Genomic DNA, 22,237 nt, shown 5'->3' with positions numbered 1-22,237 from the left:
AGTGAGTCTCTCGCCACGCCCACCGACCTCGCTTCGCGATCGGGAACTCCGTTGGCTATGTTCAGTGGTGTCCAACCCCGGGAGAGCCTGTGTTCGTTGTCGCGCACATCAGCGACCTGCATTTCAACGGCACCCGATTCAATCGCGCCCGAATCGAATCGACGTTGAGCTATATCAACGCGCGCGCGGACGGCATCAATGTCCTCCTGATCACCGGTGACGTAGCCGACGAAGGCAGCCCGAGCGAGTACCGCGAGGCATCGCTCGTCATCGACAGCCCGCTGCCCATCCTCATCACCGAGGGCAACCACGACGAGCGCGTTGCGTTCAACGCAGGCATTCTGCGGGCCGAATCATCTGCGCCGATCAACTCGTCGAGCCTCGTCGACGGCGTCTTGTTCGTCGTGGTCGACAGTTCCATCCCGGGCCGCAACGACGGCTACATCGACGACGACACGCTCGCGTGGATGTCTGCGGAGATCGCCGCGCACGGACCCGACACCCCGGTGTTCGTCGCATTCCACCATCCGCCGGTCACGCTGGAGATGCCGTTCATGGACAGCATCCGCCAGACCGGCGAGGAGCGCATCGCAGCCCTCGTCGACACGCATCCCAACATCGTCGCGTTCCTGTGCGGACACGCGCACACGCCCGCGGTCACCCGATTCGCCGACCGCCCGCTTTGCGTCGCACCCGGCGTCTCGTCGACGCTGAACCTGCCCTTCGAGGGCCACGACATCGTGAACCGCGGCCAGCCGCCCGGCATCGCCTTTCATGTCCTCGACGACGCCGGACGGCTGATCACACACTTTCGCTCGGTGATGTTCTAGCGCCTTCGCGGTCCAGCAAGCCACTCACGTGATGGCCGACGCCTGCGAGGTGGATACCGGTCTGGGTGACCTCGTAGACCTGTGCGGTACGAATATCGAAGTAGAGTCCGATGATTCGCAGGCGCGCCTCGGCCGCTGCCCGCCCGACGAGGTGATGGCGACTCAGAATCTCCACCTGCTTGGCGACATTCACCACCGCGAGTTGGTCCACATCGTTGAAACCCATTCTGGCGGCCGACCTTCCAGCGGGATGCCCGAGTTGCAGTGCTGTCCTACTCGGTTCGGCCTGGGCCAGCCACGAGCGGATCGGCGAACTCGACGCCGCATCCGAGGACGATTCGCGGCCACGACTCTGGTCGAGCACCGCTCGCATCGCACCACACGATGAGTGTCCGCAGACCACCACGGCGGTTACGCCGACCTCGTTGATCGCGAAATCCAGTGCGGCCTCGATGGATTCGGCGCCGCCGTTGGGCCCTCCGACGATATTGCCGACGTTGCGCACCGTGAACAGGTCGCCAGGACCGCTCGAGGTGATGATATTCGGCATGATGCGCGAGTCGGCACAGGTGAGGAAGAAGGCGTCCGGCTGCTGGTAGTCGACAACATCCTGCAGGTGGCCACGCAGCACGTCAGCGTGTTCGCGGTGATAGTCGGTGACGCCCGCCATGATCGACCGCAGCGATGCCGGGACGTCGGCAACAGCCTTGTCGTCGACCGGGATCCGTTGGCTGCGCCAGGGGGTAAGACCGACGATGCCGCCGGTGTGTCGACGGGGCGGAGCGAGCGGTGCATGCTCGATTCGAGCCCGACCGCGCTCGACGATCGTGACCTCGTTGCCCGTGGCCTCGCGCGCACGCACCCAGTCGGAGATCATCTCCGACGCCGCGTGGTCGAGGAAGTCGACGTCGAATTCCAATGTGACCGGGACGTCGTCGGGAACCTTGCTCAGAGTGCTGTTGAATCGCGGCATTGACAGGAAGCTCAGCGATCCCCGTACCGCGATCAGCCACTCGTCCGATTCGCCGGTCGCCACCGGTCCCGAGTTGATCTCGACTCGGATGACCCGCCAGAGGACCAGTGCCACAGCGAGGGCAAGGCCGATTGCCACACCCTCGAGAAGATTCAGGAAGACGACGCTGACAACGGTCACGCCGTACACCCACAGGTCACCGGTGCGCAGAGCGGTTTTCATGTGCGCCAACTTCACCAGTTGCATGCCGATCACCACGAGGAGCCCGGCGAGCGCCGCCAGCGGGATCTGCTCGACCAGTGCCGTCAGGAACACCGCGAAGACGAAGACCCACACACCGTGCAGAACCGCCGACCACCGAGTACGCGCTCCGGCAGCAACATTCGCGGTGCTCCGCACGATCACGCCGGTGACCGGAAGCCCGCCCAGGAGTCCGGACGTCATGTTCGCGCTGCCCTGCCCGATGAGTTCGCGATTGAATCTGCTGCGCGGACCGTCGTGCATCTTGTCGACGGCAACGGCAGAAAGCAGGGATTCGACACTGGCGATCAGTGCGACGGTGAGCACGCCTAGAACGAATCCACCCCAATTGCCATGGGGCAGTTCAGGCAGCGAGATTGCGTCGAAGAAGTTGCCGTCGAGACGTACCCGCTCGACGTCGAGGTTGAGCACAGCTGCCAACACGGTCGCTAGCGCGATCGCCGCGAGCGGTCCCGGAATCTTGCGTGCACGTGCGGGAAGATACTTCCAGCCAACCATCACCACGATGACGATCACTCCGATCGTGGCGTCTGCCCAGCTTATGTCGCCGATCCGCTCGGGCAGCTCGCTGATGTTGGCAAGTGCAGAACTCTGCGATTTACCGCCGAGCAGTACGTGGATCTGTTGCAGCGCAATGGTGATTCCGATTCCGGCGAGCATCGCGTGCACCACCACCGGCGCAATGCCGAGCGCGGCGGTCGCGATCCGGCTGACACCGAACAGAATCTGCAGGATTCCCGCACCAACGGTGATCGCACACGTCACCTTCCAACCGAAGTTGGCGACGAGTTCTGCCACCACCACTGTCAGTCCCGCCGCAGGCCCCGACACCTGAAGCGGGCTACCTCCGATCGCTCCCGCCACCACACCACCGACCACCGCCGCGATCAGCCCCGCCATGACGGGCGCACCGGAGGCTACTGCGATGCCGAGCGAAAGTGGCAGTGCCACAAGGAAAACAACCAGCGATGCCGGTACGTCATATTTCAGAACACCACGCCATCGGTCGCGCGATTGTTGGGCCGTGCCTATCCGTCGAGAATCTGTCGGGGTAGTTGCCATGAAACGAACGTACAGATGCAGAGTTAATTAGAGATGCCCTGAGGCATAAAATTCTTGTGAGACTTACACAGCCCGATTTTGATTGTGATTCAGTTCACGCCATCATCGAAAGTCGTTGCGCTGTTCAACTTTTCGATCCGGTCTGCAATAGCTGATCGAGAATCTTGCCGCCGATTTCGGGAATCAGGCCTGGTCCGGTGTCCGGAAGATCATTCGGCAGACCAGGCATATTCGGGATCGATAATTCTGAATTCTTAGTGGTGGGAATTCTTGCGGCGCGGGTCGCTTCGAGGCGAATGCCTTTCTGCTGATCTTTCGTCAAAGGTTTGAGATACTTCGCCATATCGGTCGGCGTAGTGACAGATCCGCTCACCTTCAGTCCCACTGCAGCGAAGTCGGCCGCGGCTCGCCGAATGTGATTCGGTGAGGTGACCAGCACGATGTCGGCAATCCCCCGCGCACCGAGAATTGCGGCCGTGTTCTGTGCGTTCGACACCGTGGACACCGACTTGTCCTCCGTCGTCACCCGCGACGCGTCGACGCCATTGGCGACGAGCCACTTCTTCATCGCCGACGCCTCGGTGATGCCCTTCTTCGGCACGCCACCGGTGACGACGATCGGGAGCGACGGCGCGGCGTCGGCTTGGGCTTTGCCCGCCGTCAGCCGCTTCACCAGTTCGGGTGCCATCGTGCCGTCGGCGCCGAGCCCGTAGCCGAGTATCACAATCGCCGGCTGCCCCGACGCGGGCGCGGGCGAGGTGGACGGGACGATCGCGGCGGCAGCAGAGACGCCGGCAGTGATGTTGCGGACGCTCGTCGCGAGCGTCGGATTGATCATCGAGAGTCGGCTCAGTGCCGCCTTCCCGGTGGCGGCATCGTCGACCTGATCGGACCATACCGACTGCAGCGCAAGTGATTCGGCGTCTGCGGGTGCGACGATCAGCGACTGTTTGAGCGACTCGAGTCCGCCAGCCACGTCACCGGCCGCGAACTTCTGCTGGGCGGAGTTGTAGAGCGACGCCGGATCGATGGCGGTCACGGTCGGTTGCACCTGCGCGTGGTGCACCACCGGCAACGAACCCACCACACCGCCGACCGCTGCCGCAGCGACGACCGCGACGACGCCGCGTCGAATCCGTTTCACTCTGGCCACATGAGTCACTCGTGTAACTCTAGGTTGACTTGTCCAGTACTGGGTCTCCCTGCGATCCCAAGTCGATAACAGCGAGGCTCAGCAGTAGTAAGAGCTAGCTCACCCCGTTGAGCCGGTTCACCGACGCGAACAGGTCTCCGACCCGATAGTTGTTCACCGCGACGAAATTCGGAATCATGTTCCGCTCTGCGCGGCACTGCTCGAGCCGGTTGAACAAGAACTCCTCGCGATTGACCACACCGGCGTCGCGGATCCTGCTGGTGAAGTTGCTCATCCAGTGATTCACCAGAAACAGTGGCGCTGTGGTCGACCCTCTGTTCCGATCGCAGTTGAACTCGGCTGTCGTCCGGAATTCGTACGGTGTGTCCTGGGTCCACTCCTTGCCGTCGAGCAGCCAGGGGCGCTCGGCGCCGCCACCGACGTTCTCGTGCAGCCAGACCAGGGTGTGACGGCTGTCGATCATCTGCCGCAGCGTCGGCCACGGCTGGCCCATGGTCGGGGTGTAGAGCCGGTCGTAGAGTCCCGCCTGCCGCAGCAAGGTCTCCACGTCGGCGGGTGCGACCATGTCCTGCACAAAGAATGTGACCACCTCATTGGGGTGGGCGTCCATCCACTCGCGCACCTTGATCATCAGCGGCAGCCACTCCGTCGAACCGAGTTCGCACAGCTCGTGACACAGGTAGGGCTTGACCGGTCCGACGGGAGTCAGATCGAGGGCGTCGCGCACCCTCAAAGCACTCTGCACGGTCTGCGCGCCATACAGCTGCTCTGCCGCTGCCAATGCCTGTGCGCGGCTGTCCTGAGTGTTGGCGATGATCGGCGGCTTGTTCGACATCTGACCGTTCCAACTGTCGATGAGGAACACGCGTACGCCGTCGTCGAGTTGCCCCATGACGCCGGTCTCCTGTTCCGCGAGAAACCATCGATTGCCGTCGGCCGCCGACATCGAATTGTGCGTCGCGGGAAACGCCACGTCGTTGTATGGCCGGTCGCACAACTCGACGTGACCGTTGCACGCATTCGGATCATTCTCGGCGACAGCGGAACTCAACGCCGGGGTCGGCTGCGGCCAAGACAGTACGCCGACAGTCGCAAGCAGGACCGCTACGCCGACTATCGCCACCGCCGGAATCGCCAACCGGCCGACGATCTGGCGCCGATCGCTGTGCTGCAGTTGCCGATTCGCTGCCCGCAGCAACTCCCCCGCACCTGCGAAGAGCGCGAATGCTCCGAGCAGCACAGCGACGACCGTGACGAAGGTCAGCGGGCGCACCACCGCCAGCACGCCCAGCAACACCAGCACTCCGCCACGCGCGGCGATGGCCGCGGGGGTCGAAGGTCGTCGTATCACCCACTCGCGCAGACGCTCTGCGAGTCTGTCGAGATCGTCGACCGGCGCGAGACTCGACGCCGCGCGCACGGCCAGCCCGATGAGCGCCGCAACCGCAGCGATGATCCACAGCCTGCCGTCGACCTCGCGCCAGACCGCTACCGTGAGAGCGCCGTCGAGGGTGTCGGTCGGGAGGAAGGCGGCAATGATGGTGCAGGCGAGCAGGATTGCGGCGACGAGTGCCGCGAGCCAGATGATCGCCGCGCCAAGGGAGTCGGTGACCGCGGCGATGCGCGAGGCCCGACCCGTAGCCGCGGGCGGAGGTCGGATGAACGCCGCACCCACAATCAGCAGTAGGCCCAGCAGCGGCAACAACCACGCGAGGACTCGTACCCATCTGACGTAATCGAGGATGCCCGAATCCCATTCACTCGCACCGATCGCCGAGAGCGTGACATCCATGTTGTCGGGTAGTCGAGCAGCGACGTCGGGTGCCACCGTCCGCAGCGCGGCGACGGTAACCGCCCCGAGATCGGCCAGACGCAACACGAACAGATTGCTGTCGCCCTGGGTTATCGACCTATGGATCGACGCGGTGAGTCCTCGCACCGCGGGCCCCGCCGCGGGACTCGACACCGCCGAGATCGACACCGATTCCACCAGCGGACGCAGCGCGATGAGTTCCGGCGACGCCGAGATGATCTTGCCGGACACGAGCAGCCCGAGTTGCCGCGCGACCGCGGGATCCTGCCGGATCGAGTCGACATGCGCGGCGAACCGGGCGCTGTTGACGGCCTCGCGGTTGACCACACCCGCGAACAACCCGCCGAGCAGACACAGCACTCCGAGCGCGAAAACAACGTGCGAAATCACCGTGCGAACTCGGGAAGCGTCGACTGCCATCACATACACATAGCAGCGGGCGGCACATTGTGCCGCCCGCTGCTACCAAATCGTAAAGCACTTCATGAGGCTGCTACAGCGCCTTGAGCTCCTCGATGACCTCGGCGACCGACTTCTTCGCGTCGCCGAACAGCATCGACGTCTGCTCCGCGGTGAACAGCGGATTGTCGATACCGGCGTAGCCCGAACTCATCGAACGCTTGAGAACGATGACCGATCGGGACTGGTCGACGTTGAGGATCGGCATTCCGTGAATCGGCGACGACGGGTCGTTGCGCGCCGCCGGATTGGTCACGTCGTTGGCGCCGATCACGATGGTGACGTCGGTGCGAGTGAACTCGCCGTTGATGTCGTCCATCTCCTTCATCGAGTCGTACGGCACGTCGGCCTCGGCCAGCAGCACGTTCATGTGGCCCGGCATACGACCGGCGACCGGGTGGATCGCGTACTTGACCTCGACGCCCTTGTCCTCCAACAGGTCTGCCATTTCCTTGACCGTGTGCTGCGCCTGGGCGACGGCGAGACCGTAGCCCGGAACGACGACGACCTGGTTGGCGTATGCCATCTGGATCGCGGCGTCGGCAGCCGACGTGGCCTTGACCGTGTCGCCCGCACCACCGGCAACACCCGCGGCACCGGCGTCGCCGCCACCGAAAGACCCGAAGATGATGGCGGGAATGGAGCGGTTCATGGCCTTGGCCATCAGCATCGTCAGGATCGAACCCGACGCTCCGACGATCATGCCTGCCACGATCATCGCCTGGTTATTCAGCGCGAGACCCGCAGCGGCAGCGGACAATCCGGTGAGTGCGTTGAGCAACGAGATGACGACGGGCATGTCGGCGCCGCCGATGGGGAACACCACGAACAGACCCATCAGACCCGCGACCACCAGCAGGATGACGATCCAGTACCACGGAGTCGCGTTGGTCGAGCTCGCCTTCACACCGATGACCACGGCCACCGCGACGGCCACGATCGCCAGCACGACGTTGGCGACCTGGAACAGCTTGGCGGCTGCGACGAGCTTCTTCTCGAGGTTCTTGTTGAGCAGTTCCTGCAGCTTCGCGAAGGCGACCAGCGAGCCCCAGAAGGAGATCGAACCGATGATGGCCGCGAAGAGCGATCCGACGATCACGGCCACGTTCGGCTCGTGCGGCACCTGGGTGAAGCCGTCGTACTCGATGTACTCGGCCCACGCGATGAGCGCGACGGTGCCGCCGCCGACGCCGTTGAAGAGCGCGACCAACTGCGGCATCGCCGTCATCTTGGTCTTGAGGGCCGGCGGGATGCCAAGTGCGACACCGATCGCGAGACCGATGGCGATCAACACCCAGTTGACCGTCGGGACACCGACGTCGCCTGCGTCGTTGTAGACGCTGAGCAGGGTCGCGACGATCGCGATGCCCATACCCGTTGCCGCGATCCAGTTTCCGCGCACAGCGGTCTTGGGGCCGGTCAGCCCCATCAGGCCGTAGATGAACAGCGAGAAGGAGACGATGTAGAGAGCCGTGACGCCGTAGCCCAGGCCTTCGGAGACCTGTCCCGTCGACTCGCTCGCCAGCACCGTCGAGGCGAGGATGGCGCTCACTTGGCAGACTCCTTCTTACCCTTGAACATTCCGAGCATGCGGTCGGTGACGAGGAATCCGCCGACCACGTTGAGCGTGCCGAAGATCAGCGCGACGAACGCGATGATCCGGGTACCCCAATTGGCATCTGCCGGAAGCGAACCCAGCACGACCAGCGCGCCGAGCACAACGATGCCGTGAATAGCGTTGGTACCGGACATAAGTGGGGTGTGCAGCGTGTTGGGCACCTTCGAGATGACCGCGAAGCCGACGAATCCCGCTAGAACGAGAATGGCGATGTTCGCCATGAGACCGGTGTACATCAGGCCTTCACCTCCGAACTGGTCGACGTCGACCCGGTCACGCATGCGGATGCGATGACCTCATCGTCGAAATCGGGTGTGATGGCGCCGTTCTCGTCGAGCATGAGCTCGATCAGCGCCTGCAGGTTCTTCGAGTACAGCTCGCTGGCATGCTCGGGCATCGTCGCCGGCAGGTTCAGCGGAGACGTGATGGTGACGTCGTGTTTGACGACGGTCTGACCCGGTTCGGTCAACTCGCAGTTGCCACCGGTTTCACCTGCAAGATCGACGACGACGCTGCCGGGCTTCATGCCCTCTACTGCAGCGGCGGTGACCAGGCGAGGCGCCGGGCGACCCGGAACCAGCGCGGTGGTGATGACGATGTCGAAACCCTTGATCGCGTCTTCGAGCGCCTGCTGCTGCTTGGCGCGCTCGTCGTCGGTGAGTTCACGGGCGTATCCGCCTTCACCGGCGGCGTCGATTCCCAGATCGAGCCACTGCGCGCCGACCGAACGGACCTGCTCGGCCACCTCGGGTCGCACGTCGTAGCCGGTGGTGCGGCCACCGAGGCGCTTGGCCGTTGCCAGCGCCTGCAGGCCGGCGACACCCACGCCGAGCACCAGCACGGTTGCAGGCTTGACCGTGCCCGCCGCGGTGGTGAGCATCGGGAAGAATCGCGTCGACTTGTCGGCTGCCACGACGACCGACTTGTAGCCGCTCACGTTGGCCTGCGAGCTCAGCGCGTCCATGACCTGCGCGCGCGAGATGCGCGGAATCGCCTCGACGGCGTACGCCTCGACGCCCGCTTCTTTCAGCGCTCCGACCTTGGTGTCGGCATTGCGCGGTGCCAAGAAGCCGATCAGCTTCTGGCCGCGCCGCAGCTTGGCGATCTCGGCGTCGCTCGGCGGTGACACACGAAGCACCACATCCGCCGCGTACGGATCGCCGATCGTCGCTCCTGCCTCGACGTATGCGTCGTCGGGGATCAACGCCTCCACACCGGCGCCCGATTCGACGGTTACCGGCACTCCCTTACCTACCAGCGTCGCAACGACCTTCGGGACGAGCGCCACGCGACGCTCACCCTCGGCCGTTTCGCGCACGACTCCCACGCTCATGTTGTCAGTTTCTTCTCTGTCTTCTTCGGCACTGGTCTTCGTCAGTGCTCGATCTGTTTGGGTACGAGCGCACGGTGATCCGCGGGTTTACTCCTCCGGCCACTGCGTTTGGCGCCTCGTCGGGGCGCGTTCGTCAATGAGGTGGTCATCCGCACGCCGCGCCCGCTCGAAATTCGGTGCGACGAACATAGCATGACCTCAGCAGACGCAGATCACGCCGTTGAATTGCTCACTTTTGCTTGACGTTGCCGGCTGCCCACCGAACTAGATGGGCAACCAAGTCGCCGACGGGGTCCTCGGGGACCGCTGCGGGCGCGGTGTCGGCGGCTGCGGGGAGCTGGCCAGGGTTTGTGGGAGCAGGGGTCGGCGTCGCGCTGGTGTTCTGCGGCGGCTGCCACGTCTTGCCCTGTGCCGCGAGGGCGTCCGGGTCGGTGACCGGTACCTGCAGCCCCAACGCGTCGTACAGAGCAACCTGAATCTCGCGCGGTGTCGGCAGCTTCTCGCCTGCATTCGTCGACGCCTCACCCGGCTCCGGTACGGGGACAAGAGTGTCGAGCGCGTCGTCGAATTCTGGTGGAACGGGTATGCCCAAGCTGCGCAGAAAGATCCCCTGCGGATTGCCACCGTCGAGGACCACGTAGGTGGTGGCGCCGACTTCTTTGGTCGAGACCACCCGGTACTGGTTCACCAGGTTGCCCTTTTGGCCGTGGATCGTAGCGCCGGGCAAGAAGTAGAAGGCGGAGGTCAACGGGTGCGCGAGCGGATTTCCCAAGCCGCACACCGAGTCTCCGCGCACGCAGTAGGAAATGACCCGAATGTCGCCGGTACTCGATTCGTCGCGCGGACCGTTCGTGTAGGCACCGGGGATGACGCTGGGTATGACCGTTTCGATGCCGGTGTTGGGAAATCGCGAGTCGGCGCCGACCACCACGACGACGTCGGCGTCCGGGATCGCATCCGCGTCTCCCGCCAAGTACTTCTGGTGGAGTTTGTAGGCGACGTTCATCGCGATGGGCCCGCTCTGCGAGTAGCCATTGAGAACGATGGTGCCCGATTTACCGCGATCAACCCATGCCCGCTCGGCGTCAGCGACCCCGTCGGCGGTACCGATGTCGACCGAATCGTTGTAGGTGCCGTTGCCGGTGAGATCGAACTTCTTATTGCCGACTACGACTCCGAATGCCGCAGGGTATTGCACGACAGGGATTTTCGGATTGTAGGAGCCCGCGCCATGCGGTGCGTCGTAGAACCCGACGTCGACCGTGCGGCCGTACTGGTCGCCTCCCATCGGGGAGCCTGCGCCGCCGATCGCCGTCGAGCTGATCGGTGTGAAGTCGCTGGTGCCGGGGATGAGGAGCACCGTCGAGTCTTCTCCGAGACCCTGCGGGAGCCAGCTGGGTTTGTCCCGGATCGGCGTCGGCTCGTACCAGGACCTGGGCAATTGAACCGTGGGGAGCCGGACGGGACCCTGCGCGCCCTGCGAAGCCGCACCGGCGGTGCCGGGGGTCAGCAGTAGGGCCGCGGCGCACACCGCGAGTCCGGAAGTGACAACCCCGCGCATGTGACCCACCCCTCGATGTGTGCTGCGTCGAAGGGTAACCCCGGCAATAGCCTCACGCCCACGGCGGCACCACTCCGTGCTCTCATCAGCCGACGGTGTAGTCGCGGGAATCGAGTCCGGTCGCGCCGTCGGGAACCGGGTCGGCCTCGGTCTCGGTCTGCGCTTTCCCGTTCTTGTCGATGGCACGGCATTCGACGGTGTGCTGGCCGCTCGTCGCCTGCCAGGTGAACTTCCACTGGCGCCAGGTGTCGATGCTGTACTCGGTTGCCAATTGCGCGTCCTGCCAGGGCCCGCGGTCGATGCGGACCTGCACAGCGGAGATACCCGTGTGCTGCGCCCACGCCGTCCCGGCGATGATCACCTCTCCGGGCTTGACCGAGCCGCCCGCTGGACGGTCGATGCGCGACGCGAGTTTGATCGGACCAAGCGCCGACCAACCGCGCGTCGTCCAGTACGCCTGAGCGTCGGCGAACCGAGTGAGTTCCCAGTCGGTCACCCACTTCGTCGCCGACACATACCCGTAGAGCCCCGGAATCACTTGTCGCACAGGGAATCCGTGTTCGATGGGAAGCGGCTCGCCGTTCATAGCGACTGCCAGCAGCGCGTCACGCTTGTCGGTGATCGCAGACACCGGGGTGCCCGCGGTCCATCCGTCTGAGCTCGTCGAGAGCAACATGTCGGCGCCAGGGCGCACTCCGGCCCTGTCGAGGATGGCCTTCATCGGCACGCCGAGCCAGCGGGCATTGCCGATCAGATCACCGCCGACCTCGTTCGACACGCACGTCAACGTCACGACGCGTTCGGTCATGGGCATGGCGAGTAGTTCGTCCCAGGTGAGGGTGAACTCCTCGTCGACGAGGCCGTGCACCCGTAGCTTCCAGTCCGTGGTGGTCAGTTGAGGCACTTGCAGGGCGGTGTCGATGCGGTAGAACGACGCGTTGTCGGTGACGTACGACGTCGCTCCCTGCACACCGATGTCGACGCCCGCGGGGATCGGCGGCGCGGGTGAGGCGGGCGCGGGGAGCTTGATGCCCGCGCGATCGGCGACGGTGCGCGCGGCGTCGGCAAGTAATTTACGGCCGATGGCGCCCACCGCGATGGCGGCGACCGCGATGCCCGCAGCCGTCAGGACGAAGCGCCGCGGGACCCCGGACTGTCGCTCGTCGTCCTGTTGCTCGTCGCCGTTGCTGGATTGCGGGGCGTCGAGTTGTCGCAGGAGCAGTCGCAGCACCCCGATACCGACGACTCCGGCGAGCAGCGAGGGAATGACGTAGGCGCCGCTCGAACCCGCTCGGTTGAGTGCCGCGACCACCCCGAGCACCGCGAACACTCCGATCACAACGCTCCCGAGCGGAGGTCGACGCCGCTCCAGCACGCCCGTCGCCGCTGCGAGGACGACGATGATCAGTGCCATCCCGGTGAACAACGCCGTCTTGTCCGAGGTGCCGAACACCCCGATCGCCCACTCACGGACCGCCTGCGGCGTGTGGTCGACGACCGTCGACCCGACGCCGAAGAACGGTGAGGAGTTCTCCGAGATCGGAACCGCACACAACTCGCCAATGGCGAGGCCTGCGCCGACGGCGATCAGCCCTGCGACCGCTGCCGGGCCGTCATGAGTCGACGGTCGACGATTGTCGTCGACGTCGGGTCTGGTGAGGGTTCGTCCAGAGGACACACCCCTTGATACCTCCAAAGCCTGAGGAGAAGGCAAACGTACGCGACCCTCAATCACTAGAACACGTTCTAGTTTGTGGTCTACGCTAAGCCGCATGGCTGACGGCACACGGATTCCCGACACCCTCCCCCTCGGCGCGGTGACGCAGTTCAGCGACGAGGTCGACGTCGTGGTGATCGGACTGGGCATCGCGGGCGGTTGCGCCGCGGTGGAGGCGGCGTCGAATGGAGCACGCGTTCTGGTTCTCGAGCGTGCGGCGGCGGCCGGCGGCACGACGGCACTGGCGGGCGGACACTTCTACCTCGGCGGCGGTACGGCGGTCCAGAAAGCCACCGGACACGACGATTCCGCCGAGGAGATGGAGCGGTACATCACCGCGGTCTCCAGCGACCCCGAGCCGGACAAGATCCATGCGTACTGCGTCGACAGCGTCGAGCATTTCGACTGGCTCGAAGCTCTCGGCTTTCAGTTCGAGCGCAGTTACTACCCGGAGAAGGCCGTCGTCCAGCCCGAGACGCAGGGTCTGATGTACACCGGCAACGAGAAGGTGTGGCCGTTCAACACCATGGCCGTTCCCGCCCCGCGTGGGCACAAGGTTCCGGTCCCCGGCGACACGGGTGGTGCCGCGATGATCGTCGAGTTGCTGGTCAAACGTCTCGCCGACCTCGGAGTGGAGGTGCGATACGAGACCGGCGCTCGGCAACTCGTCGTCGACGACGGCGCTGTCGCCGGAGTCGCGTGGCACAGCCCCGGCAGTGGCGACGGGGTGATCAGGGCACAGGGAGTCGTCATCGCCGCGGGCGGGTTCGTGATGAACTCCGACATGGTCGCGGAGAACGTGCCGTGGCTCACCGAGAAGCCGTACGTACTCGGCAACACCTACGACGACGGCCTCGGACTCCGCATGGGTGTCTCGGTGGGCGCCGAACTCAAGCACATGGATCAGGCATTCTGCACCGCACCCGTCTACCCGCCGGCGATTCTGCTGACCGGGATCGCGGTGAACAAGAATGGCGATCGATTCGTCGCGGAGGACTCCTACCACTCGCGGACGTCGAGTTTTGTTCTCGAACAACCGGATTCGACGGCCTATCTGATCGTCGACGAAGCACACATGAAGCGACCACGCATGCCGCTGGTGCCGTTTGTCGACGGCTACGAGACGATTGCCGAAGCCGAACAGGCGCTTGGCATTCCGACCGGGAAGCTCCAGGCGAGCCTCGATCGGTACAACGAGAACGCCGCACGCGGCGAGGACCCTGACTTCCACAAGGCACCGGAATACCTTGCGCCGCAGGACAAGGGACCGTGGGCCGTCTTCGACATGAGTCTGGGAAAGGCGATGTACGCGGGGTTCACCCTCGGCGGCATGGCAACCTCGGTCGACGGCGAGGTGCTCGACGCCTCCGGGACCGCGATTCCCGGGCTCTACGCAGCCGGCGCGTGCGCAGCGAACATCGCACAGGACAGCAAGGGCTACGCCAGCGGAACACAGCTGGGCGAGGGCTCGTACTTCGGACGCCGCGCCGGACGCCACGCCGCCGCGCGCCGCTGATCGAGCGCCCCACTGCAGATCGAGCTGTTCCCGCTGATCGAGCCGCTCCCCGCCGATCGAGCTGGTCCCCGCCGATCGAGCTGCTCCCCGCTGATCGAGCTTGTCGAGATCACCGTCGCGGCGTAAACCGCCGCAGGCGAAGGCTGTTCAGCACGACGAACACCGACGAGAGCGCCATCGCGGCGCCCGCGATCATCGGATTGAGCAGCGCGGCAGCGGCAAGCGGGATCGCGGCGACGTTGTAGCCGAACGCCCAGAAGAGGTTCTGCTTGATCGTCCGTAATGTCGCGCGCGACAACGCGATCGCGTCGAGCACCTTGTTCAGGTCACCGTCGACGACGGTCACGTCGCTGGCGGCGATCGCGACATCGGTACCGGTGCCCATCGCGATGCCGAGGTCGGCCTGCGCGAGGGCCGGCGCGTCGTTGATGCCGTCGCCTACCATCGCCACGGTCGCGCCGGCCTGCTGTAGGCGGACGACCTCTGCGACCTTGTCCTCGGGCCGCACATCGGAGATCACGGTGTCGATCCCGACGATGTCGGCGACGTGCCGGGCGGCTCCTGCGTTGTCTCCGGTCAACAGAACCGGTCGCAGCCCCGCCTTCTTCATGCGCGAAATCGCTTCGGCGGCACCCGGTTTCACCGTGTCAGACACCACGATGACACCGATGGGCGTACCGTCGCGCAGCACGACGACGGGAGTCGCTCCCGCGGCCTGCGCATCGCCGATGGCATTGCGAAGTCCTTCGTCGAGTTCGACGTCGAGATGCGCGGGCCCACTGACGGCCACGCTGCTGGGTCCAACCCTGCCCGACACCCCGACACCGTGAGCGGCGTCGAATTCATCGACCTCGGGCACCGGAAGATCCTGTGCGGCAACGACGATCGCGTGACCGATGGGATGTTCAGAACCCTTCTCCACCGCTGCGGCGAGAGTGGTGACCTCTTCCGGGGTGACCCCAGCTGCAGGGTGTACGGCGTCGACGCGCATCTCGCCGGTGGTCACGGTGCCGGTCTTGTCCAGCACGACGGTGTCGATGCGTCGAGTCTTCTCGAGCACTTCGGGGCCCGACAGCAGGATTCCGAGCTGCGCACCACGTCCGGTGCCGACCATCAACGCAGTCGGTGTCGCCAGTCCGAGCGCACAGGGGCACGCGATGATCAGAACCGAGACGGCTGCGGTGAACGCGGTCAGCACCGAACCGTCGACCCACCAGAAGATCAGTGCGCCAAGGGCGATCAGCATGACTGCGGGAACAAAGACGCCGGAGATCCGGTCGGCGAGTCGCTGGACCTGGGCCTTACCCGCCTGCGCGGCCTCGACCATCCTGGCCATCTGTGCCAGCGCGGTGTCGGAACCGACGTGGGTCGCACGAACCACGAGTCGACCGCTCGTATTGATCGTCGCGCCGACGACGTCGTCGTCGACGGTCACCTCGACGGGCACGGATTCGCCTGTGAGCATGGACATATCGACAGCTGAGGCACCCTCGACGACCACTCCGTCGGTGGCGATCTTCTCGCCGGGACGAACGACGAACTCGTCTCCTACGGAGAGTTCTGCGATCGGGACCCTGACCTCACCGCCCGAACGTCGGATCACGACATCCTTCGCGCCGAGGTTCATCAGAGCACGAAGCGCATCCCCCGCACGGATTTTGGCACGCTTCTCCGCGTAGCGACCGGCGAGGATGAACGTTGTGACGCCCGCTGCGGCCTCCAGGTAGATGAACGACGCTCCCGCTCCGCGATCGGGGAGTAGCTCGAATCCGTGTGTCATGCCCGGCATTCCGGCCATACCGAAGAACAAGGCGTACAAAGACCACCCGAAGGCGGCAAGAGTGCCCATCGACACCAACGTGTCCATGGTTGCAGTGCCATGCCGCAGATTGCGCCACGCGGCGAGATGGAACGGATAGCCGCCCCAGATGATCACGGGTGCAGCAAGAGTCAGCGACAGCCACTGCCAGTTGGTGAACTGCCACGCCGGCACCATCGCGAGGACGATGACCGGTATCGACAACAGCGCCGAGATGATGAGTCGTTGACGCAACCCCCGCAGCTCGACGGCAGCAGGACTCGAATCGACCCCATCGGGCTCGATCCCGTCACCCGGCCCCGAATCAGGGGACTCACCAAGAGTTTTCGGGCGCACGGGTGTGGCCGTATATCCGGCGTCCTTAACCGTGGCGACGAGGGTGTCGACGTCGGCTGTGCCGTCGACCGTCGCCCTTTCCGTCGCGAAGTTCACCGTGGCGTGGACGCCGTCGAGTTTGTTGAGCTTGCGCTCGATGCGATTCGCACACGACGCACACGTCATGCCGGTGATGTCGAGGTCGACGACGGTGGCCGGCCCCTCACCGTGCGTCGTGTACGTCGTCGACATGTCAGACCAGCTCGTATCCGGCTTCGGACACGGCGTCGGAAACCTCGTCGCGAGCGAGTTCGCGATCGCTGGAGATCTCGACGACGCCCGTCTCCAAAGTCACGTCGACATTGTTCACGCCGGGGATCTCGCCGATCTCTTCGCGAACCGATGCGACGCAGTGCCCGCAGGTCATGCCGGTGACGGTGTAGGTGCTCGTAGTCATTGTGTTCGGTTACCTTTCGTAATGGTTGATCGTCGTAGTGGTCGGCTGCATCAGGACTTGACGAGCCGGGCGATCGCGGCCATTGCCTCGTCGACCTTGGCTCGGCCGGCCTCGTCGCTCTCCTGCGCGGCGTGCACCACGCAATGGTTCATATGGTCTTCGAGCAGACCGAGCCCAACGGCCTGCAGCGCTTTGGTCATTGCCGACAACTGGGTGAGGATGTCGATGCAGTACTCCTCGTCGTCGACCATGCGTTGAAGCCCACGCGCCTGACCCTCGATGCGTCGAAGACGCTTGAGGTAGTCGTCTTTGCGCGTGATGTACCCGTGTGCGTTGTGCTCGGCGTCTGTATTGGCCCCGGCGTCCGGTGTCGCGTCTACGGTCATGGTCACTCTCCTCGTATACCCCTCACCGGTATACCAGGAAATGACAATAAACGGTACCCCCCTAGGGTATCTGGATAGCCAACAGCTGAGAGCGGAAGACGAGAGACATCTCAGGAGCGCGCGTGATGGAGCGCGTCGGCGAGCTTCGACAACGCCGCGGCAACCTCGTGTAGCGCGTCACTCACCGGATCGGGCTGCGCCCCGGATGTCGGGTGACCACCCTGCAACGGATCGACGCGCTGCGGCGTCGGGGGTCGAGGTGACGGTGGTTGGGTTGACGGGGGTTGAGGTGACAGCGGTTGAGGCTGCTCGACGGACCGCTGACCAGCGACGTCGAGAGCCTGGTGCCTGTTGGCTTGGTAGACAGGCGTCGAGGGTGGTTCAGCGTTGGTCGACCGGCGTCCACCGCGGTAGGCGTGTGCCGCAGCCGACTGGCCTGACCCCGACTGGCCTGACCCCGAATGTGACGAGACCGGATGCTGTGCGGGTGGGGCCTCACGGAGCGACGACCCGCGCGGATCGTCGAGCCGATGCGACCCGGCGTTACCCGCGGCGATCGGGAGATCGCCGGTCGACGGGCCGCTGCGCTGCGGCTGATCGGGTGCACCGACGGGCTCCCGGGCATCGCCACCGGGCGCGCGCCGGGGACCACCACTGCCGGGACGAGGGCTCGGGGCATGCCCGTTCGATCGGGCATAGAAGTGCGGGCCGCCGTGTCCGTTGAAGAAGACGCAGCGCGCTCCCTCGGGCGACGGGACCGGGCACGGGTTGCGCTCGATGAGCGATTGCGCGCGGTCGTCGAAGTCGTTCCACTCGAGCCAGAGACGTCTGTCGCTTCGCGGTCGAGCACTCGCATCCGTGGCGTGGTTACCCGCGTGTCCGGCCGCCAGCCGACACTGCAGCAACCATTCCGACGACCCGCTCAAACCGAGCGCACGACGTTCCTCCGCGGAGCACACAACCGTTGACCAGCAACCCTGGCCGTCCATACGGTCCTCCCATCGGCCCGAATACGCGCTGCTTACGTGTGGCGACGACGCTACTCGCGATTACCCGGCACGTCACAGTCGAATCGACTGTCATCACGGCCGTGCGGTGCGTCGACCGACCCTCTCCCCGGCGTCAGTCTACGGAAGTCAGCGCCGGCACTTCTACCCCGACGGCGCAGATGTTGCCGTCGACCAATCGGAAGGGTCGCGAGCGCTGTTCGCCGGTCCCGTGATGATCCGTACCCGGGTACTGCTCGTCGGTACGCACATGGCACCCGCGTGAGCTGGTCCGCGCCAGGGCGGCCGTCACGACGGCCCGCGCGGCAAGTGTCAACGCCGCATCTTCGACGTCGCGCCGCGTCGCGAGGACGCGTGGACTCGCATCGTCGAGCATCGCCGCGACTCGCCCGAGTCCCTCCGCGTCGCGGCGCAACCCGACGAAACGCGACATCGCATCCTGCAGCACCTCTCGGTCCACCACCTGCTCGACACCGGGCTCGTCGCCGAGTGACCCGATCGCCTCGGCGACGACGTCGGTGCCGGCCATCGCTGCGACATCGGCAGCACGGACACCCATCACCAGCCCTTCGAGCAGCGAATTGGATGCGAGCCGGTTGGCGCCGTGCAGCCCGGTGCGGGCTACCTCGCCTGCCGCGAGTAGACCTGCGACCGTCGTGCGCCCGTGCGCGTCGGTGAAGACGCCACCGCACTGATAGTGGGCGCCCGGCACCACCGGGATGCGCCCGTCCGCTGGGTCGAGGCCGGCCGTGCGCAGTCCGGCGGTGACCGTCGGGAACCGTGTGACGAAGTCGTCGATCGCCGAGATGTCGAGGTACACGCACGGATGTCCGGTGCGTTCCATCGCCGCCGTCACGGCGTTGGCGACGACGTCGCGCGGTGCCAGGTCGCCGAGCGGATGGACGCCCTCGGTCACCGATTTTCCGTCGGCGTCGACGAGACGTCCGCCCTCGCCTCGGATGGCCTCTGTGACCAGCGTGCGCCGACCTCGCGCTCCCGGCGTGTAGAGCATCGTCGGGTGGAACTGAACGAACTCGAGGTCGGCAACGTCGGCACCCGCGCGTAGTGCGAGCGCGAGGCCGTCTGCCGTGGCGCCCGCCGGGTTGGTGGTCGCGGCAAAAAGGTGTCCGCTGCCGCCCGTCGCGAGCAACACCGTCGGGGCATGCACCACTCCCGGTCCGTCCGCGCCGAGGTACGCGACGCCGACGGCGCGCCCGTTCACGGTGAGGACGCGGGTGACAGTGCAGTCGTCGAGAACGCGCACATCGCCGCGTCGAATCACGGTGGCGACGGCCTCCGACAGTGCCAGCTGAATCTGCGCGCCCGTGGCGTCGCCGCCGGAATGGATGATCCGACGCACGCTGTGCCCGCCCTCGCGCGTACGGGTGAATCTCCCCGAGGCATCGCAATCGAACTGCGCACCCCATCCGAGCAGGCGCGACACCGCAGACCATCCGTCAGCGAGGATCTCCCGCGAGATCTCGGCATCGCCGAGTCCCGCACCGGCGGCCAGCGTGTCGTGCAGGTGCAATTCGACGCTGTCGTCGACATCGTCGGGTGCGACCACTGCGACGCCGCCCTGCGCGTAGTACGTCGACGTGCTGTGTTCGACCGGCCGCCCTGAATGTTCAAGCGATCCGGCACCTTGAAGCGATTCAGGGCTGTACGCAGCACCTTTGTTGCAGATCACCACGCGTAGCCCGAGCTCTGCTGCGTGCAGTGCAGCGGTGAGTCCCGCGACCCCCGCCCCGACCACGACGAGATCGGCACGTGCCAGATCGAGCCCCATGTGCGTGCTCCTTCGCCGAATCGATGTTGTCGACCCCGAGTGTTTTCGACCCACAGTCGAAAACCCTCCACGAAGACTACGCCGAGATTCGCGGTTCGTGTAGATCGGCTCGACGCAGGAGTTGAGCGTTGAGCGCGACGATGATCGTCGACAACGACATCAGCAGGGCCCCGACCGCCATCGGGAGCACGAACCCGATCGGCGCGAGGATGCCCGCCGCCAGCGGCACAGAGATGAGGTTGTACCCGGCGGCCCACCAGAGGTTCTGCTTCATCTTGCGGTACGCCTTGCGCGAGAGCTCGATCGCCGACACGACGGTCCGCGGGTCGTCTCCCGCGAGCACGACGCCGGCCGACCCGATCGCCACATCGGTACCCGCGCCGATTGCGATACCGACGTCGGCGCGCGCGAGCGCAGGCGCGTCGTTGACACCGTCACCGACGAAGGCAACGGTGTGGCCCTGCTTCTGCAGCTCGGAGACGATCTGCTCCTTGTCTTCCGGCCGCACCTGCGCGTGTACCTCGGTGATGCCCACCGCCTTGGCCACCCGGTCGGCGACGTCTCGGGCATCGCCGGTGATCATCACCGACTCGATGCCGCGGTCACGGAGCTCGGCGACCGCCTGTGCCGATTCGGGACGCGGTTCGTCGGCGAGTGCGATCACGCCGACTACCTTGCCGTCGATCATGATGTACAGCACCGTGTTTCCCCGAAGATCCTGTGCAGCAGAGGCGAGATCATTTGGAACCGTCACGTTTTCGACGAGCCTTGGACCGCCCACGGACACCTGCCGACCGTCGACGACAGCGCGCACACCCGTTGCGGCGTGCGTACTGAAATCCTTCGACGGAGCGGTGCTCACTCCCCTGTCCTGCGCGGCGCGCACGATGGCGCGGGCGAGCGGGTGCTCGCTCTGCAATTCGGCCGACGCTGCGAGACCGAGAAGCTCGTCCTTCGAATACCCCTCGCGCGCAACGATATCGGTCACCTCGGGCCGTCCACGAGTAAGCGTTCCGGTCTTGTCGAAGCAGACGACGTCGATTTGCCGAAGGGTTTCGAGCGCGATCCGATTGGTGACGAGCACACCCATCCGGGCGGCACGTTCGGTGGCGATCGAGACCACCAGCGGTATCGCGAGTCCGAGTGCGTGCGGGCACGCGATGACCAGCACCGTGATCGTGCGGATGACTGCGTCCTCGGGTTGTCCGATCGCCGTCCAGATGATGGCGGTCAGCGCCGCGGCGCCAAGCGCGAACCAAAAGAGCCAGCCCGCAGCACGATCGGCGAGTCGTTGCGCACGCGACGTCGAATTCTGCGCCTGCGCGACAAGGCGCTGGATGCCCGCGAGCGTCGTGTCGTCGCCGACAGCTCTGACCCTCACCGTGATCGCCGAGTCGGCGGTGACCGTTCCTGCGACCACCTTGTCGCCGACCTTGCGGGTGACGAGATCAGACTCTCCGGTGATCATCGACTCGTCGAGTTCTGCTGTGCCGTCGATGATTACACCGTCCGCGGGCACCCTGCCCCCTGGACGCGCGATCACCACGTCGCCCTCGACGAGGTCGGCCGGGGCGACCATCTCGGTCTGCCCACTACCCGGATCGCCGACGACGCGCTCGGCTTCGTCCGGCATCAGTGATGCGAGCGAATCGAGTGCCGACGTGGTCTGCGCGATCGAGCGCATCTCTATCCAGTGCCCGAGCAGCATGATGACGATGAGAAGTGCCAGCTCCCACCAGAAGTCGAGATCGTGCGGGAGCAGGTGAAGCGACGCACCCCACGACGCAACGAATGCGACCGTGATCGCCAGCGCGATGAGGGTCATCATTCCGGGTGTGCGCGAGCGAAGTTCGCTTACGGCACCGGTCAGGAACGGCCGTCCGCCCCAGAGGTACATGACCGTGCCGAGCACCGGCGAGATCAGGCGCACCGCGTTGTCGGGGACGGTGTAGCCGACGATCGACCCGAACATGGGCGAAGCCACAACGACCGGGATCGCGATCACGCACATGATCCAGAACAACCGTCGGAACATCGCGACGTGGTCCATGTGCCCGTGCGCCATATCCCCGTGGTTCATGTTGCCGTGGTCCATGTGCTCGTGGCCCATGTGTTCGTCGCTACCTGGTTCTGCGCCCTTGGGCGCGTGCCCGTGCGTTTCCATATCC

At 65.3% G+C, this 22,237-nt stretch carries 16 protein-coding genes; 2 read left to right on the top strand and 14 right to left on the bottom strand.

All coding sequences use genetic code 11. The features are described from left to right. Window positions 1-89: 89 nt before the first annotated feature. Window positions 90-830, top strand: a complete 741-nt coding sequence (locus ABW18_RS13230) for a metallophosphoesterase (protein WP_049699395.1) — start codon at window positions 90-92, stop codon at window positions 828-830. Here the strand turns inward: ABW18_RS13230 and ABW18_RS13225 are convergent. The 8 genes from ABW18_RS13225 to ABW18_RS13190 form a co-directional block, all read right to left on the bottom strand. Continuing rightward, window positions 802-3,126, bottom strand: coding sequence for a SulP family inorganic anion transporter (locus tag ABW18_RS13225; RefSeq protein ID WP_200903259.1), 2,325 nt, complete (start codon window positions 3,124-3,126; stop codon window positions 802-804). The two genes, ABW18_RS13230 and ABW18_RS13225, sit on opposite strands and share 29 nt — an antisense overlap. A gap of 124 nt (window positions 3,127-3,250) precedes the next feature. Continuing rightward, on the bottom strand, window positions 3,251-4,279 hold the full coding sequence (locus tag ABW18_RS13220; protein ID WP_049699394.1) for a YdcF family protein: 1,029 nt from the start codon (window positions 4,277-4,279) through the stop codon (window positions 3,251-3,253). Between the two features lie 94 nt (window positions 4,280-4,373). Further along, window positions 4,374-6,482 (bottom strand): phosphoinositide-specific phospholipase C-related protein, encoded by a 2,109-nt coding sequence (locus ABW18_RS13215; RefSeq protein WP_235434372.1) that lies wholly within the window; start codon window positions 6,480-6,482, stop codon window positions 4,374-4,376. A 103-nt stretch (window positions 6,483-6,585) separates the two neighbouring features. After that, window positions 6,586-8,103: an NAD(P)(+) transhydrogenase (Re/Si-specific) subunit beta gene (locus tag ABW18_RS13210; RefSeq protein WP_083444394.1), complete on the bottom strand. Its 1,518-nt coding sequence runs from the start codon at window positions 8,101-8,103 to the stop codon at window positions 6,586-6,588. After that, the gene (locus ABW18_RS13205) at window positions 8,100-8,405 is read right to left on the bottom strand and encodes an NAD(P) transhydrogenase subunit alpha part 2 (protein WP_005177965.1); all 306 of its coding nucleotides are present in this window, start codon (window positions 8,403-8,405) and stop codon (window positions 8,100-8,102) included. The genes ABW18_RS13210 and ABW18_RS13205 overlap by 4 nt, the downstream gene beginning before the upstream one ends. After that, window positions 8,405-9,502 carry a Re/Si-specific NAD(P)(+) transhydrogenase subunit alpha gene (locus ABW18_RS13200; protein ID WP_005203205.1) on the bottom strand — a complete coding sequence of 366 codons (1,098 nt, stop codon included), beginning with the start codon at window positions 9,500-9,502 and terminating at the stop codon, window positions 8,405-8,407. Before ABW18_RS13200 ends, ABW18_RS13205 begins: the two co-directional genes overlap by 1 nt. A 229-nt stretch (window positions 9,503-9,731) precedes the next feature. Then, complete coding sequence (locus tag ABW18_RS13195; protein WP_049699392.1) at window positions 9,732-11,063, bottom strand: PE-PPE domain-containing protein; 1,332 nt, start codon at window positions 11,061-11,063, stop codon at window positions 9,732-9,734. 85 nt (window positions 11,064-11,148) lie between these two features. Continuing rightward, complete coding sequence (locus ABW18_RS13190; RefSeq protein ID WP_049699391.1) at window positions 11,149-12,741, bottom strand: molybdopterin-dependent oxidoreductase; 1,593 nt, start codon at window positions 12,739-12,741, stop codon at window positions 11,149-11,151. 94 nt (window positions 12,742-12,835) lie between these two features. Here ABW18_RS13190 and ABW18_RS13185 point away from each other — a divergent pair, with 94 nt between their 5' ends. Beyond that, on the top strand, window positions 12,836-14,296 hold the full coding sequence (locus tag ABW18_RS13185; protein ID WP_049699390.1) for an FAD-binding protein: 1,461 nt from the start codon (window positions 12,836-12,838) through the stop codon (window positions 14,294-14,296). Window positions 14,297-14,405: 109 nt separating this feature from the next. On the opposite strand, the gene ABW18_RS13180 is transcribed toward ABW18_RS13185, so the two are convergent. From ABW18_RS13180 to ABW18_RS13155, 6 genes are all read right to left on the bottom strand, one after another. Then, on the bottom strand, window positions 14,406-16,682 hold the full coding sequence (locus tag ABW18_RS13180) for a heavy metal translocating P-type ATPase (RefSeq protein ID WP_049699389.1): 2,277 nt from the start codon (window positions 16,680-16,682) through the stop codon (window positions 14,406-14,408). Window position 16,683: 1 nt separating this feature from the next. Then, window positions 16,684-16,887 carry a heavy-metal-associated domain-containing protein gene (locus ABW18_RS13175; protein ID WP_005203212.1) on the bottom strand — a complete coding sequence of 68 codons (204 nt, stop codon included), beginning with the start codon at window positions 16,885-16,887 and terminating at the stop codon, window positions 16,684-16,686. Between the two features lie 50 nt (window positions 16,888-16,937). After that, window positions 16,938-17,273, bottom strand: a complete 336-nt coding sequence (locus tag ABW18_RS13170) for a metal-sensitive transcriptional regulator (RefSeq protein WP_049699488.1) — start codon at window positions 17,271-17,273, stop codon at window positions 16,938-16,940. 110 nt (window positions 17,274-17,383) lie between these two features. Beyond that, a complete protein-coding gene (locus tag ABW18_RS13165; protein ID WP_049699388.1) occupies window positions 17,384-18,262 on the bottom strand; it encodes a hypothetical protein in 879 nt (292 codons plus the stop codon). A gap of 133 nt (window positions 18,263-18,395) precedes the next feature. Next, complete coding sequence (gene nadB, locus ABW18_RS13160; protein WP_049699387.1) at window positions 18,396-20,069, bottom strand: L-aspartate oxidase; 1,674 nt, start codon at window positions 20,067-20,069, stop codon at window positions 18,396-18,398. Between the two features lie 76 nt (window positions 20,070-20,145). Beyond that, window positions 20,146-22,233: a heavy metal translocating P-type ATPase gene (locus ABW18_RS13155; RefSeq protein ID WP_049699386.1), complete on the bottom strand. Its 2,088-nt coding sequence runs from the start codon at window positions 22,231-22,233 to the stop codon at window positions 20,146-20,148. Window positions 22,234-22,237: the final 4 nt, after the last annotated feature.

The sequence above is a fragment of the Gordonia jacobaea genome (assembly GCF_001186365.1).
Classification (GTDB): domain Bacteria; phylum Actinomycetota; class Actinomycetes; order Mycobacteriales; family Mycobacteriaceae; genus Gordonia; species Gordonia jacobaea.
This window is presented reverse-complemented; position numbering and strand designations above follow the sequence as displayed.

Bases quoted from the DNA above. Each gene is read 5' to 3' on its own strand.
- ABW18_RS13225 (WP_200903259.1), bottom strand. From the start codon at position 3,126: ATGGCAACTACCCCGACAGATTCTCGACGGATAGGCACGGCCCAACAA.
- ABW18_RS13200 (WP_005203205.1), bottom strand. From the start codon at position 9,502: ATGAGCGTGGGAGTCGTGCGCGAAACGGCCGAGGGTGAGCGTCGCGTG.
- nadB (WP_049699387.1), bottom strand. From the start codon at position 20,069: ATGGGGCTCGATCTGGCACGTGCCGATCTCGTCGTGGTCGGGGCGGGG.
- ABW18_RS13195 (WP_049699392.1), bottom strand. From the start codon at position 11,063: ATGCGCGGGGTTGTCACTTCCGGACTCGCGGTGTGCGCCGCGGCCCTA.
- ABW18_RS13185 (WP_049699390.1), top strand. From the start codon at position 12,836: ATGGCTGACGGCACACGGATTCCCGACACCCTCCCCCTCGGCGCGGTG.
- ABW18_RS13155 (WP_049699386.1), bottom strand. From the start codon at position 22,233: ATGGAAACGCACGGGCACGCGCCCAAGGGCGCAGAACCAGGTAGCGAC.
- ABW18_RS13180 (WP_049699389.1), bottom strand. From the start codon at position 16,682: ATGTCGACGACGTACACGACGCACGGTGAGGGGCCGGCCACCGTCGTC.
- ABW18_RS13170 (WP_049699488.1), bottom strand. From the start codon at position 17,273: ATGACCGTAGACGCGACACCGGACGCCGGGGCCAATACAGACGCCGAG.
- ABW18_RS13205 (WP_005177965.1), bottom strand. From the start codon at position 8,405: ATGTACACCGGTCTCATGGCGAACATCGCCATTCTCGTTCTAGCGGGA.
- ABW18_RS13175 (WP_005203212.1), bottom strand. From the start codon at position 16,887: ATGACTACGAGCACCTACACCGTCACCGGCATGACCTGCGGGCACTGC.
- ABW18_RS13165 (WP_049699388.1), bottom strand. From the start codon at position 18,262: ATGGACGGCCAGGGTTGCTGGTCAACGGTTGTGTGCTCCGCGGAGGAA.